The organism is Mesorhizobium silamurunense, assembly GCF_014843825.1.
GTDB classification, from domain to species: domain Bacteria; phylum Pseudomonadota; class Alphaproteobacteria; order Rhizobiales; family Rhizobiaceae; genus Mesorhizobium; species Mesorhizobium silamurunense.
The window spans coordinates 111434-124623 of the sequence record NZ_JHQR01000075.1; the positions used below are offsets into that span (position 1 = coordinate 111434).

Consider the following 13190-nt stretch of genomic DNA (forward strand, 5'->3'; position numbering starts at 1 on the left):
TCCGGGCTAGTCCACGCAACGCCGCGGGATGTGCACCCGCCGCCAGTGGGTCGAGCCTTCCCGCACCACCACCCGACGCGCCACCGTCCGGTATGAGGGCGCAATTTCCGTGATGCGCCGCTCTCCTGGCCGCACCAGCACCTCGCGGGCAACGCCTTCATATTCGGCCGGAAGGACGACGCGCCGGACGCGCTCCGGCTCGACGATGACGGTTTCGGCGACCCGCGCGTAGCGCGCCTTGCGCCACACCTTGCACAGCACCTTGCGGCCGTGGATGACGCGCCATTCCCAGGCATAGCCGCCATCGTCCACCTTGAGCGTGTGATAGACGGTGCGTGTGACGGCGGGCACCACCTCATAGCTGACGCGAGGCGGGGCGATCTGCTCAATGCTTTCGGTCGTGCCGTAGATCGGCGGGTCATAATCGACGAGCTGGCCGCCAGGGCTGACCATCACGTCTTCATAGACCGTGTCGTAAAGCGCTGGTCGGCGCACCGGCTCGTAGCATTCGAGAGCCCGGCCGCCGGCAGCGGTTTCGGACACGGCGCCAAGCATTGCGAGGCTGGCCGCGCCCAAGGATACGGAGCTCTTGCGGATCATGACATTTCCCCCGTTGAAAAAGGACGCCAGTTCAACGCATGAATGTAGCGGAAGGTCCAATACGGCAAAGCTGTTTCAGGGCTTGTCGTTAAGCGGCGCGGTTAAGAAATTGCTACCTTCGCCGCGTATGCGCGGCCCGGTATTTCGGGCAGGGGCATTTCTGTGACCCATCACGGCCATTTCGTCGTTCGCAGCGCTTGATTCGACTTGACCAGATGGCTAGGAGGGGCGGCCTTGCGCTAGGGTGAGCCGGCATCCTATTTACATCCTAACGATCTAAAACCCGATTCTGCCCGACTTGCTCATCTCGCGGCGCCGGAATCCCATCTCGAAAAGGGATAGTCCATGAAGAACCCCGTCGAAACCTACATGAACCTCGTTCCGATGGTGGTCGAACAGACCAATCGCGGCGAGCGCGCCTACGACATTTTCTCGCGGCTCTTGAAAGAGCGCATCATCTTCATCACCGGTCCGGTCGAGGACGGGATGGCGACGCTGGTTTGTGCACAGCTTTTGTTTCTCGAGGCGGAGAATCCCAAGAAGGAAATCAACCTCTATATCAATTCCCCAGGTGGCGTCGTCACCTCAGGCATGGCGATCTACGACACCATGCAGTTCATCAAGCCGGCGGTATCGACACTCTGCATCGGCCAGGCGGCTTCGATGGGCTCGCTGCTTCTCACCGCCGGCGAGAAGGGCATGCGCTTTGCCACCCCGAACGCCCGCATCATGGTCCACCAGCCTTCCGGTGGCTTCCAGGGTCAGGCGTCAGACATCGAACGTCACGCGCAGGACATCATCAAGCTGAAACGCCGCCTCAACGAGGTCTATGTCAAGCACACCGGCAAAAGCTACGACGAGATCGAAAAGACGCTCGACCGCGACCATTTCATGACCGCAGACGAGGCCAAGGACTTTGGTCTGATCGACAAGGTCATTTCGTCGCGCGAGCCGGCTGAGGCGGCCGCCGCATAGGCCCTGATGGCAGCTGGATGGCGGGATAACGCGCTTTTGGCGCGGCTTGCGGCATTTCGGCCACAATTGCCTGTTCCCTCAGGGTTCGGGATTGCCTACGTTAAGGCTATGTTGATTTTCGACGGCTTAGCTTTGCATGGGGTTGCTGCGAATCATTGTCGCGTTTTCTGATTGTGTTTCGTACGGAATGCGCTGTGTGAGCCGGGACACTGGCGGTGGCGGATTCCCGCGATAGATTGGTGAGACGCCGACGCGGCCAGACCATCGGCGGGCAGGCGGTGAAAGGACAGAAAAATGAGCAAAGTTAGCAACAACGGCGGTGATTCAAAGAACACGCTCTATTGCTCGTTTTGCGGCAAAAGCCAGCACGAAGTGCGCAAGCTGATCGCCGGTCCGACCGTCTTCATCTGCGATGAATGCGTCGAGCTCTGCATGGACATCATCCGCGAGGAGAACAAGACCTCGATGGTGAAGTCGCGCGAGGGCGTGCCGACCCCGCAGGAGATCCTCAAGGTCCTCGACGATTATGTCATCGGCCAGCCCTACGCCAAGCGGGTGCTGTCGGTGGCCGTGCACAACCACTACAAGCGCCTCGCGCATGCCGGAAAGAACAACGACGTCGAGTTGGCGAAGTCGAACATCCTGCTGATCGGCCCGACCGGCTGCGGCAAGACGTTGCTCGCCCAGACGCTCGCCCGCATCATCGACGTGCCCTTCACCATGGCCGACGCCACGACGCTGACCGAAGCCGGTTATGTCGGCGAGGACGTCGAGAACATCATCCTGAAGCTGCTGCAGTCGGCCGACTACAATGTCGAGCGCGCCCAGCGCGGCATCGTCTATATCGACGAGATCGACAAGATCTCGCGCAAGTCGGACAACCCCTCGATCACCCGCGACGTGTCGGGCGAGGGCGTGCAGCAGGCGCTCTTGAAGATCATGGAAGGCACCGTCGCCTCCGTGCCGCCGCAGGGCGGCCGCAAGCACCCGCAGCAGGAATTCCTGCAGGTCGACACCGCCAACATCCTGTTCATCTGCGGCGGCGCCTTTGCCGGGCTCGACAAGATCATCTCGGATCGCGGCCGCAAGACCTCGATCGGATTCGGCGCCACCGTGGCTTCGCCCGAGGATCGCCGCACCGGGGACCTGTTCCGCCAGGTCGAGCCGGAAGATCTCTTGAAATTCGGCCTGATCCCGGAATTCGTCGGCCGCCTGCCGGTTCTGGCGACGCTCGAGGATCTCGACGAGCCGGCGCTGATCCAGATCCTGACCGAGCCGAAGAACGCGCTGGTCAAGCAGTATCAGCGGCTGTTCGAGATGGAGAATGTCGACCTGACCTTCCATGAGAACGCGCTGTCGGCGATCGCCAAGCGCGCCATTGAGCGCAAGACCGGCGCGCGCGGCCTGCGTTCCATCATGGAGGCGATCCTGCTCGACACGATGTTCGAGCTTCCGGCGCTGGAAGGCGTGCGCGAAGTGGTGATCTCGGAAGAGGTTGTCTCGGGCAACGCCCGGCCGCTCTACATCTATTCCGAGCAGAAGGAAAAGAAGGGCAACGTCAGCGCCTGAGATGACTGCTGATCCGGCAATTTTTCATGGAACGGCGCCCGTGCGGCGCCGTTTTGCTGTGAGGGATGCGCCGCCTGGCGATGGAGTGGACCGAGCGACCATGTTGACCCTTGATCTTTGCACCGCCCGCATCCACCTAACAGCGGAAGGCCGAAGTGCCGAATTCTGTGCTGTAAAACTCCCGTCACAAACGGTGGTAGGCGGAACGACGCTCGGTCGTTAATATGAGATTCGCGGTTGGCTAAAATTAGCGGCTGCGACATGAAAGGTTGGACAATGGCCAAAATATCAAAGGCTTCCGGCGACGGTGTCTTCGCGGTTCTCCCGCTGCGAGACATCGTGGTGTTTCCGCATATGATTGTTCCGCTCTTCGTCGGGCGTGAAAAGTCGATCAAGGCGCTGGAAGAAGTGATGGGTCAGGAAAAGCAGATCCTGCTCGCCACCCAGATGAACGCAGCCGACGACGATCCTGAGCCCGATGCCATTTTCGACATCGGCACGCTCGCCAATGTGCTGCAGCTGCTCAAGCTTCCCGATGGCACCGTGAAGGTGCTGGTCGAGGGCGCCTCGCGCGCCAAGATCGTCTCGTTCACCGACCGCGCCGATTTCCACGAGGCCCGCGCCACGGCGCTGGTCGAGCCGGAGGAGGAAGAGGTCGAGATCGAGGCGCTTGCCCGCTCGGTCGTCACCGACTTCGAAAATTACGTCAAGCTGAACAAGAAGATCTCGCCCGAAGTGGTGGGTGCCGCCAGCCAGATCGACGACTATTCCAAGCTCGCCGACACGGTTGCCTCGCATCTGGCCATCAAGATCCCCGAGAAGCAGGAGATGCTCGCCACGCTCTCTATCAAGGAGCGTCTCGAGAAGGCGATGGGCTTCATGGAAGCCGAGATCTCCGTGCTCCAGGTGGAGAAGCGCATCCGCTCGCGCGTGAAGCGCCAGATGGAGAAGACGCAGCGCGAGTATTACCTCAACGAGCAGATGAAGGCGATCCAGAAGGAGCTCGGCGAGGGCGAGGACGGCCGCGATGAGGCTGCCGAGATCGAGGCGCGCATCAAGAAGACCAAGCTCTCCAAGGAGGCCCGCGAGAAGGCGGAAGCCGAACTGAAGAAGCTGCGGTCGATGTCGCCGATGTCGGCTGAATCGACCGTCGTGCGCAACTACCTCGACTGGCTGCTGTCGATCCCATGGGGCAAGAACTCCAAGGTCAAGCAGGATCTCGCTTTCGCCCAGGACGTGCTCGACGCCGACCATTTCGGCCTCGACAAGGTCAAGGAGCGCATCGTCGAATATCTCGCCGTGCAGAGCCGCCAGAAGAAGCTCAAGGGACCGATCCTGTGCCTCGTCGGCCCGCCCGGCGTCGGCAAGACCTCGCTCGGCAAGTCGATCGCCAAGGCCACGGGGCGCGAGTTCATCCGCATGGCGCTCGGCGGCGTGCGCGACGAGGCCGAGATCCGCGGCCACAGGCGGACCTATATCGGCTCGATGCCCGGCAAGGTCATCCAGTCGATGAAGAAGGCCAAGAAGTCCAACCCGCTCTTCCTGCTCGACGAGATCGACAAGATGGGCCAGGACTTCCGCGGCGATCCGTCGTCGGCCCTGCTCGAGGTGCTCGATCCGGAGCAGAACTCGACGTTCATGGACCATTACCTCGAGGTCGAATACGACCTGTCGAGCGTGATGTTCGTGACGACGGCGAACACGCTGAACATCCCTGCGCCCCTGATGGACCGCATGGAGATCATCCGTATCGCCGGCTACACCGAGGACGAGAAGATCGAGATCGCCAAGCGTCACCTGATGCCTAAGGTGATCCGCGATCACGCGCTGCAGCCGAACGAGTTCTCGGTCGGCGAGGATGCGATCCGCGGCATCATCCAGACCTACACAAGGGAAGCCGGCGTCAGAAGCTTGGAGCGCGAGCTGATGAAGCTCGGGCGCAAGGCGGTGACCGAGATCCTGAAGACGAAGAAGAAGACGGTGAAGATCACGGCGGACAACCTCGCCGATTATCTCGGCGTGCCGCGCTTCCGCTTCGGTCAGGTGGAGGCCGACGATCAGGTCGGCGTCGTCACCGGTCTCGCCTGGACGGAAGTCGGCGGCGAGCTGCTGACGGTCGAAGGCGTCATGATGCCCGGCAAGGGCCGCATGACGGTGACCGGCAACTTGCGCGACGTGATGAAGGAATCGATCTCGGCGGCGGCCTCTTATGTCCGCTCGCGAGCCATCGATTTCGGCATCGAGCCGCCGCTGTTCGATAAGCGCGACATCCACGTCCACGTGCCGGAAGGCGCGACGCCCAAGGACGGTCCGTCGGCGGGTGTGGCGATGGTGACGGCGATCGTGTCGGTGCTCACCGGCATTCCGGTCCGGGCCGATGTGGCGATGACAGGCGAGGTGACGCTGCGCGGCAGGGTGCTGCCGATCGGCGGCCTGAAGGAGAAGCTGCTTGCCGCGCTGCGCGGCGGCATCAAGAAGGTGCTGATCCCGGAAGACAACGCCAAGGATCTGGCGGAGATTCCGGACAATGTGAAGAACAACATGGAGATCATTCCGGTCTCGCGGGTCGGCGAGGTGCTGAGGCAGGCGCTGGTCAGGATGCCGGAGCCGATCGAGTGGGTAGAGCCGGTGAATCCGCCGGCCGGCGTGGATGCCGGCGACGATGCCGGGAAATCGCTCGCTCATTAGTATGTTCTAACGTTGCAGCGCACAAAGAGAAAGCCGGGCTTCCAGCCCGGCTTTTTCATGTGAAAAATCTCCGAAAAAGTAGAAAAAAGCCCGGAATTCCGCGGTTTTCGGCTTGGGTTCCGGGACGCTTCTTTCTAAAGTCCGTTTCCTGCCGGATGAGTCGTACGTTCCGGTTTTCTCATGGAAGGGAATTTTGATGAACAAGAACGAACTGGTGTCCGCTGTCGCCGACTCCGCAAGCATTTCGAAGGCTGATGCGCAGTCCGCCGTCGATGCGGTGTTCTCCGTGATCACTGGCGAACTGAAGAAGGGCGGCGATGTCCGGCTTGTCGGCTTCGGAAATTTCACCGTGTCAAAACGCGCTGCTTCGACCGGCCGCAACCCGCAGACCGGCGCGGAAGTGAAGATTCCGGCGCGCACCGTGCCGAAGTTTTCGGCCGGCAAGGGCCTCAAGGACGCGGTCAACTAAGACCTTTTTTTAACAGAAAAGCCAGAAAAGCCGGGCTTGCCCGGCTTTTCTTTTGTGTGCCCGGCGGCGGCAGGATATCTGCAGTCAGGCGGTCGGCGCGTCGGCGCGCATCAGGCCTTCCTGCTTGAGATCCGACCACAGGGCCGCCGGGATCTTGACGTCGAGCAGCGCGCGGTTGGCTTCGACCTCTGCCGGCCGTTGGCCGCCGGGGATCACCGACATCACGCAAGGATGCCGCAGCGGGAACTGGAGCGCGGCCTCGATCAGCCGCACACCATGGCGCTTGCAGACCGCCTCGATGCGCGCCACGCGATCGAGCACGTCCTTTGGCGCTTCGGTATAGTTGTAGAAAGCGCCGGGTGTCGGCCCCGTCGCCAGGATGCCCGAATTGTAGGGGCCGCCGAGAATGATGCCGATGCCGCGCTGCTCGCAGAGCGGCAGAAAGGTAGCCAGCGCTTCCTGCTCGAGCAGCGTGTAGCGGCCTGCGAGCAGGAACAGGTCGAAATCGCCGCGTTCGGCGAGCGTCTGGCAGACCTGCCATTCGTTGATGCCACCGCCGAAGGCCTTGATCACACCCTGGTCGCGCAGCGAGAGCAGCCCGTAATAGCCCGAGGACATGAACTCCTCGATGCGCCTGTCCGACGCCTCCTTGCTGCCATGGGTGAAGATGTCGACGTCGTGCACATAGAGGATGTCGATGCGATCGACGCCGAGACGCTCCAGCGATGCCTCGAAGGAACGCATCACGCCGTCATAGCTGTAATCGTAGACTTCCCGGCGCGAGGGCGTCTCGAAGAACTTGCCGATGCCGGTGCGCTGGTCGGGGGGAGAGACGCGCATGAGGCGGCCGACCTTGCTCGACAGCACATAGTCGTCGCGCTTCTTGCCGCGCAGGAAAGGGTTGAGCCGGGTTTCAGAGAGGCCGAGGCCATAGAGCGGGGCGGTGTCGAAATAGCGGCAGCCGGTCTTCCATGCCGCTTCCAGTGTGGCATTGGCGTCCTCATCGGAGACGGCGCGGTAGAGATTGCCGAGGGGCGCGGTGCCGAAGCCGAGTTCGGTGAAGGTGATGCCGCCATTGCCGATGCGGTCGAAATGCCGTGTCTTCATAGCCTCGAATGTCCCGGATCGATTTGTCTGACATGACACTATCACGCCGGTGGCACTGCAAAAGCGCCGAGGCTCGTTGGACACCAATTTTCGCGGTGATAGCATGAACAAAAACAAGTGTTTCGCGGCAAACGCGACCGCAACGCCGCACGCCTAATCAGGCTTCGGCAGACAGGATGAACAGCCATGACGCAGGCCGGACCGGAGATGTTCGAGATCGCGCTGGACGAGCTTGGCGCCGTGGTGCGGCGCATCGATGACGGCCGGGTCGCCGCCTGCGCAATGCTCGCCGGCGCCGGCAAGATCGTCGTCTATGGCTGCGGCCGCGAAGCATTGCAGGTCAAGGGCTTCGCCATGCGGCTCTTCCATCTCGGCCTGCCTGCCGCGGTTGTCGGCGACATGACCACACCGCCGCTGGCGAAAGGCGACATCTTTCTCGCAAGTTCCGGACCGGGCGAGACCAGCACGGTCCTGACCCTGATGCGCGTTGCGCGCGACGCCGGCGCGAAGGTGCTGCTGCTTACCGCCGAACCGGCCGGCAGTGCCGCGAAGCTTGCCGATTTCACGCTGCTCGTTCCGGCCCAGACCATGGCCAGCGACCAGGGCGCAGCCCGTAGCTCGGTGCTGCCGATGGGCTCGCTGTTCGAGGGCGCGCTGTTCCTGCTGTTCGAAGTGATGGTGCTGAAGCTCAAGGCGCTGACCGGCGCAACGCCTGAGGCCATGCGCGCACGGCACACCAACATGGAGTAGAGGACATGCGCTATGAACTGATGCTGCCGCACCAGATCCGCAAGGCGATCGAGGAGAACTGGCCGGTCGCGCTGCCGCTCGGCGTGCTCGAATACCATGGCGAACACATGGCGGTCGGCATGGACACGCTCGCCGTCATCAAGACGCTGGAACTCTTCGAGAAAGAGAGGGATATCGTCATGCTGCCGCCCTTCTATTATGGCGCGGCGAGCTATGCCGTGGCGCCGCCGGAAGGCAGCGGCTCGGTGCAGGTCGGCGGTCCGGTGCTGGCGCCTTTCGCCGAGGAGCTGTTCTACGGCCTGCTGCGCATCGGCTTCCGCAGCATCCACGCCATCATCCATCACCAGACCGAGAATTTCGTCGCCGGCATGCCGACCGACCTCGCCTTCAAGACCGCCGGCCGGCAGGCGATCTTCCGTTTCCTGGAAAACGAGCGAGGCGAGGGCTGGTGGGGCTCCGACAAGATGGCCGACTACTATGCCGGCCATGCCCAGGGCGAGAACGTCTTCAACTGGGTGCAGGTGCATCCGCTGATGCCGGCGGCGATGAACGGCAAATACCCGTTCGACCACGCCGGCATCGGCGAGACATCGCTCATGCTGGCGCTATGCCCCGAGGCGGTGGACGCCGGCCGTTTCGCGGACAATACGGGCTGGTACACAAAGAGCGCCGCGGAGGCTTCGGCTGAGCTGGGGCAGAAGGGCGTCGCGATGATCCTTGACCACCTGCGGGCGACGCTTACGGGTTAGCTGGCACCACATCAGGAAGCACCTTCGTTCTATATATTAGCAAGTGCGAATAATATATAATAACTCCAACTTCGCCGCTGAGCCCCTTGGAGGTGTTCGGTGCACGCGGTCGGAAAACGACGGGCAACCTTGGCAGGCGTGATCGCCACGGCCGCAGTACTTCAGAATGTTTCGGCGTTTGCGCACAATGCCGATAGCGGCTGGACTTATCCGCCGGCCTGCTGTCACGGCGATCCATTGACAGGCGAGTGCGGCAGGATTCCTAGCATGACCGTAACGCCGCAGGCTGATGGCTACGTGATCATATTGCGGCCGGGTGACCATCAGAAAGTCACCCATCCAGACCGATACTTCGTTCCCTACGATAGTGTCATTCCGTCCGGGGACGACAACTTCCACATCTGCCTGCATCCGACAGAGGAACACGAAAACTGCTTTTTCGCGCCGTCGGAGGCGATGTAGGTGAAAACTCGCGGCGTGCTCGCCCCCATGGCGCTCGGCCCCTACACCCGATGATCAACTGCCGATCAGGGCGCTGGCGGGGATCGCCTCCTACTTCACCGAACCGGCCGTCATGCCCATGATCAGGTAGCGTTCGAGCGCGATGCCGATGATCGCCAGCGGTGCGATGGCGGCCGTGGCAAGCGCCGCCATCGACCACCAGTTGATGCCTTGCGAGCCGGTCTGACTTGCCACCATGACGGGGATCGTCTTGGCATCCGTCGACGTCAGAAGAGCGGCGAAGAAATATTCGTTCCAGCAGAGCACCATCGCCAGGATGAAGGCGGCGACCATGCCGGGCAGCGCTATCGGCATGACGATGCGGAAGAAGGCGCCCCAGATGGTCAGGCCGTCAACAAGGGCTGCCTCCTCGAGCTCGACGGGAATGGAGTTGAACTGATCGCGCATGATCCAGATGACGATCGGCAGCACCATCAGCGTGTAGAGGAGCACAAGCCCGATGCGCGTGTCGAGCAGCGCCACTTCCCGGTAGAGCACCAGGAAGGGCAGCGCCAGCACCACCGGCGGCAGGATGAGCTGCGAGAGGAAGAAGAAGGAGATGTCCTCGTTCTTGAACCAGGCGAAGTGATAGCGATAGCGGGTGAGGCCATAGGCGGCGAGGCTGCCGATGATGATGGCCAGGCTCGACGCGCCGACCGAGGTGATGACCGAGTTCATGAAGCGTTTCAGGAACTCGTCACGCACGGTCGAGGTCTGGAAGATCGAATCCGGCGACAGGCCGAGCGAGCGCCAGCCTTTCCAGTCAGGCTGGAAGTCGACGAAGGGGATGAGGTGGCCTTGCGTGACGTCGACCGCCGATTTGAACGAGGTGGTGATCGTCCAATAGATCGGGAACAGGCAGACGAAGGACCAGAACACCAGCGCGCCATAGATGAAGACGCGGCTGGTGATGAAGGCCGCCGGCGAGCGGATATCGGAAACGGTGTAGTCGGTGGTCTGGACGCTCATGATGCCGCTCAGTTGACGTTGCGCACGAAGCGGCTGGCGAGCTTCAGCAGCCAAGTGACGAATACGACGATGATGATCAGGTAGAACATGGCGAGCATAGTGCCGTAGCCGACATTCGAACGGTCGCGATATTCGCGATAGATGAAGCTGGAAACCGAGTCCGTGGCGCCGCCGGGGCCGCCAGACGTCACCGTGATGATGATGTCGGCGAGCTTGAGCTTGAAGATGATGCGCAGGATCACCGCCGTCACCGACACCGGCAGCATCAGCGGGAAGGTGACCTGCCAGAAGGTCTGCCATGTCGTCGCGCCGTCGACGCGCGCCGCCTCGATCACCTCGCGCGACATCGCCTGCAGGCCGGCCAGCAGCATGATCATCATGAACGGGATGAAGGTCCAGGCGTCCAGCACCATGATCGAGATGCGGGCGGTGATCGGATTTGAGAAGAAGGCGGGATTGTCCCAGCCGAGCGTGCGCGCCAACGTCGCGGCCGGACCGAAGCGATACTCCATCAGCGACTTGCCGATCATCCACGACACCGCGACTGGCGACAGCATGAGGGGCAAGAGAAAGACGACACGGAAGAATTTGCGGGCGCGGATCTGCGCATTGAGCAGCAGCGCCAGCCCAAAGGAGATGACATATTCCACCAGCACCGCGAGCACATAGAGGACCATGTTGAACAGCGCGTTGCGGTAGTAGGGGTCGGCCAGCATTTGCCAGAAATTGTCGAGCCCGTTGAACTTGCGGCCCGCGAAGGAACTGAGGTTCCAGTCCGTTAGCGCGATGTAGAATCCGAACAGCGTCGGGAAGATCACCATGGCGATGGTGAAGAGCAGCGCCGGCAGCAGGAACAGGGCACGCTGGCCATCCTCGCCGCGCGTCAGCACCTGCCAGGCGCCGAGCGCCATGCCCCAAACCACGTAGGCGTAGACCACGGGACGCCAGGTATCGAAGCCAACCGTGTCGACTGAGGTCGTGTAGAGGATCTGCACCACGATCATCGCCAGCAGCACGAGCGTCGCGGCAATTATCAAGGCCCAGCCGAGGCGCTTGCGGCCGGGCGGGATCAGATCGGCCGGTGTGGAATTTGCCGGCCACGCATTCGCGGTCGAAATCTGTTCAGCCACGCCTCTCGCCTTTTTGTCCGAATGACCGGCCAGCGCCGGTCAAGATGCGGCCCGGCGACGAGGTGTCGCCGGGCCGCGACTTCTCCTGAAACAGCCTACATGCCGAGCGAGGCTTTGTAGAGCTTGATCTGGTTCTCGCGGCCGATCTGGTCGGTCAGCTTCTCCCAGGCGGCGGCGATAGCGTCGGCGCCTTCCTGCGACTTCATCTTGCCGGCGAAGGTGTTGGCCAGGATATCCTCGGCGGCGCTGTAGTACTGGAAGATGCCGGGGATACGCGGCTCGATCGCCGCGTTCGGATGGTTGTAGCTGTCGGCTTCCGACTTGAGATACGAGCTGATGAAAGCCTCGTCGTAGCCGGCCGCCACCCACTCCGGGATGTCGAAATGGGAATTGCGGTAGGGCTGGAAGCCCGACGGATACGCCGCGCACCAGAGTGACAGGTCCTTGCCGCCAAGATGGGCCGCCGCCGACCATGCCGCCTTCTTCTTCTTCTCGTCGCTGTCGACGCGAGCCATGACATAGACTCCCCAGCCGAGATAGGCGCAGTTCGGCGCATAGTTCGGGCCGCTGGCGAGCTTGTCCCATTTTCCGGTCTTGGAATTGTAGACGTCGTCGGAACCCGGCAGGATCGAGAAGCCGGTGACGTCCCCGACGACTGAGGAGTCATTGGTCTTCGCATTCGAGCCAGCATCTCCCCACCAAGCCAGCATCGAACCAGTGCCGCCCAGGAATTGGGAGAAGCAGGTCTGGTTCGGGTCGGCGTTGATTTGATCTTGCGGTTCGAAAGGCAGCGCGTCGATCACGTCCTGGATCGCCCGCACCCAGGCCGGGTTGTTGACGCGCGGTTTCATCGTATCCGGATCGAACAGCCATGCCTTGTCGTCGGGATGCTTGGCATAGGCGCTGGCGCGGCTGCCGAGGAAGTAGAAGCCGAAACCGCCCCATGGCTTGGGCGCGTCGAGATAGCCATAGACGTCCTGGCCTTTCATCTGCTTGCCCTTGAGGAACTTGGTGACGGCCTGCACCTGCTGCCAGGTCTTCGGCACGCTCCATTCCGTCAGGCCTGCCTTGTCGCCGCTGTCGGCTTTCCAGGCTGCTGCCAGATCGGAGTCGGAGAAGACGTCGGTGCGGTAGTTGAAGTTGTGCGTATCGCCGTCGACGGTCACGCGATACTGCTTGCCGTTCCAGGTGCCGACCGGCGGCTTCAGATAGGCCACGAGGTCGTCCATATCGATCTGCTTCTTGACCCAGTCCGGCATTTCGGAGGTGAGGCCCTTGCCGCAGACGTCGCCTTCGAAAGGCGCGCCCATCTCTACGATATCAAAATCGATTGTATTGGTGGCGATCGCCTGCTGCAGGCGCGGGTTGTAGTCGGCCTGCGCCAGGTCGATCCAGTTGATCTTGGCGCCGGTATAGGTCTCCCACGGCTTCAGGAAGCCGCGGAACAGCACGTTGTGCAGGTTCTGATTGTTGAGGCCCATGAAGGTGAGTTCGACGCCGGCGAATTCGCCTTCCTTCACATTGGCCTTGGTTGCTTCGAGGCAGAGCTCGCCGACCTTCTGGAAATCGGCATCGGTCGGCTGACCCTTGCCGACACCGGGGATCTGCAGGATCTTTGTCCGCAGCTCGCTGGCGGCGGAGGCCGGCTTCGTCAGCGCGCCGAGCCCGGCGCCGGACGCCGCG

Annotated in this window: 12 protein-coding genes; 7 read left to right on the forward strand and 5 right to left on the reverse strand. The window is 62.1% G+C overall.

The window, feature by feature from the left end:
- Positions 1 to 6: 6 nt before the first annotated feature.
- The gene (locus DH10_RS09775; RefSeq protein WP_192253783.1) at positions 7 to 600 is read right to left on the reverse strand and encodes a hypothetical protein; all 594 of its coding nucleotides are present in this window, start codon (positions 598 to 600) and stop codon (positions 7 to 9) included.
- Between the two features lie 345 nt (positions 601 to 945).
- Between DH10_RS09775 and clpP the strand changes: the two genes are divergently transcribed.
- The 4 genes from clpP to hupB all read left to right on the forward strand — a co-directional run bounded on the left by clpP (position 946) and on the right by hupB (position 6301).
- Positions 946 to 1575, forward strand: a complete 630-nt coding sequence (clpP, locus tag DH10_RS09780) for an ATP-dependent Clp endopeptidase proteolytic subunit ClpP (RefSeq protein ID WP_192253785.1) — start codon at positions 946 to 948, stop codon at positions 1573 to 1575.
- A 294-nt stretch (positions 1576 to 1869) separates the two neighbouring features.
- Positions 1870 to 3144, forward strand: coding sequence for an ATP-dependent Clp protease ATP-binding subunit ClpX (gene clpX, locus DH10_RS09785; protein ID WP_059185169.1), 1275 nt, complete (start codon positions 1870 to 1872; stop codon positions 3142 to 3144).
- Between the two features lie 276 nt (positions 3145 to 3420).
- On the forward strand, positions 3421 to 5832 hold the full coding sequence (lon, locus tag DH10_RS09790) for an endopeptidase La (RefSeq protein ID WP_192253787.1): 2412 nt from the start codon (positions 3421 to 3423) through the stop codon (positions 5830 to 5832).
- 196 nt (positions 5833 to 6028) lie between these two features.
- A complete protein-coding gene (hupB, locus tag DH10_RS09795; protein WP_027166452.1) occupies positions 6029 to 6301 on the forward strand; it encodes a DNA-binding protein HupB in 273 nt (90 codons plus the stop codon).
- Between the two features lie 84 nt (positions 6302 to 6385).
- On the opposite strand, the gene DH10_RS09800 is transcribed toward hupB, so the two are convergent.
- The gene (locus tag DH10_RS09800) at positions 6386 to 7408 is read right to left on the reverse strand and encodes an aldo/keto reductase (RefSeq protein WP_192253789.1); all 1023 of its coding nucleotides are present in this window, start codon (positions 7406 to 7408) and stop codon (positions 6386 to 6388) included.
- Between the two features lie 186 nt (positions 7409 to 7594).
- Here DH10_RS09800 and DH10_RS09805 point away from each other — a divergent pair, with 186 nt between their 5' ends.
- From DH10_RS09805 to DH10_RS09815, 3 genes are all read left to right on the forward strand, one after another.
- Complete coding sequence (locus tag DH10_RS09805; protein ID WP_192253791.1) at positions 7595 to 8158, forward strand: SIS domain-containing protein; 564 nt, start codon at positions 7595 to 7597, stop codon at positions 8156 to 8158.
- Between the two features lie 5 nt (positions 8159 to 8163).
- Complete coding sequence (locus DH10_RS09810) at positions 8164 to 8907, forward strand: creatininase family protein (protein WP_192253793.1); 744 nt, start codon at positions 8164 to 8166, stop codon at positions 8905 to 8907.
- A gap of 99 nt (positions 8908 to 9006) precedes the next feature.
- The gene (locus DH10_RS09815; RefSeq protein ID WP_312891305.1) at positions 9007 to 9369 is read left to right on the forward strand and encodes a hypothetical protein; all 363 of its coding nucleotides are present in this window, start codon (positions 9007 to 9009) and stop codon (positions 9367 to 9369) included.
- A 90-nt stretch (positions 9370 to 9459) separates the two neighbouring features.
- Here DH10_RS09815 and DH10_RS09820 read toward each other — a convergent pair whose 3' ends face one another.
- The 3 genes from DH10_RS09820 to DH10_RS09830 all read right to left on the reverse strand — a co-directional run.
- On the reverse strand, positions 9460 to 10377 hold the full coding sequence (locus DH10_RS09820; RefSeq protein WP_192253795.1) for a carbohydrate ABC transporter permease: 918 nt from the start codon (positions 10375 to 10377) through the stop codon (positions 9460 to 9462).
- 8 nt (positions 10378 to 10385) lie between these two features.
- Positions 10386 to 11495 (reverse strand): carbohydrate ABC transporter permease, encoded by a 1110-nt coding sequence (locus tag DH10_RS09825; protein ID WP_376774894.1) that lies wholly within the window; start codon positions 11493 to 11495, stop codon positions 10386 to 10388.
- A 107-nt stretch (positions 11496 to 11602) separates the two neighbouring features.
- Positions 11603 to 13190 (reverse strand): ABC transporter substrate-binding protein (locus DH10_RS09830; protein WP_192384631.1); only part of this gene is annotated, 1588 nt, incomplete at its 5' end.

What these genes read in the sequence shown, in the direction of transcription:
- hupB (WP_027166452.1), top strand. Translation starts at nt 6,029, where the DNA reads ATGAACAAGAACGAACTGGTGTCCGCTGTCGCCGACTCCGCAAGCATT.
- clpX (WP_059185169.1), top strand. Translation starts at nt 1,870, where the DNA reads ATGAGCAAAGTTAGCAACAACGGCGGTGATTCAAAGAACACGCTCTAT.
- DH10_RS09805 (WP_192253791.1), top strand. Translation starts at nt 7,595, where the DNA reads ATGACGCAGGCCGGACCGGAGATGTTCGAGATCGCGCTGGACGAGCTT.
- clpP (WP_192253785.1), top strand. Translation starts at nt 946, where the DNA reads ATGAAGAACCCCGTCGAAACCTACATGAACCTCGTTCCGATGGTGGTC.
- DH10_RS09775 (WP_192253783.1), bottom strand. Translation starts at nt 600, where the DNA reads ATGATCCGCAAGAGCTCCGTATCCTTGGGCGCGGCCAGCCTCGCAATG.
- DH10_RS09800 (WP_192253789.1), bottom strand. Translation starts at nt 7,408, where the DNA reads ATGAAGACACGGCATTTCGACCGCATCGGCAATGGCGGCATCACCTTC.
- DH10_RS09820 (WP_192253795.1), bottom strand. Translation starts at nt 10,377, where the DNA reads ATGAGCGTCCAGACCACCGACTACACCGTTTCCGATATCCGCTCGCCG.
- DH10_RS09810 (WP_192253793.1), top strand. Translation starts at nt 8,164, where the DNA reads ATGCGCTATGAACTGATGCTGCCGCACCAGATCCGCAAGGCGATCGAG.
- lon (WP_192253787.1), top strand. Translation starts at nt 3,421, where the DNA reads ATGGCCAAAATATCAAAGGCTTCCGGCGACGGTGTCTTCGCGGTTCTC.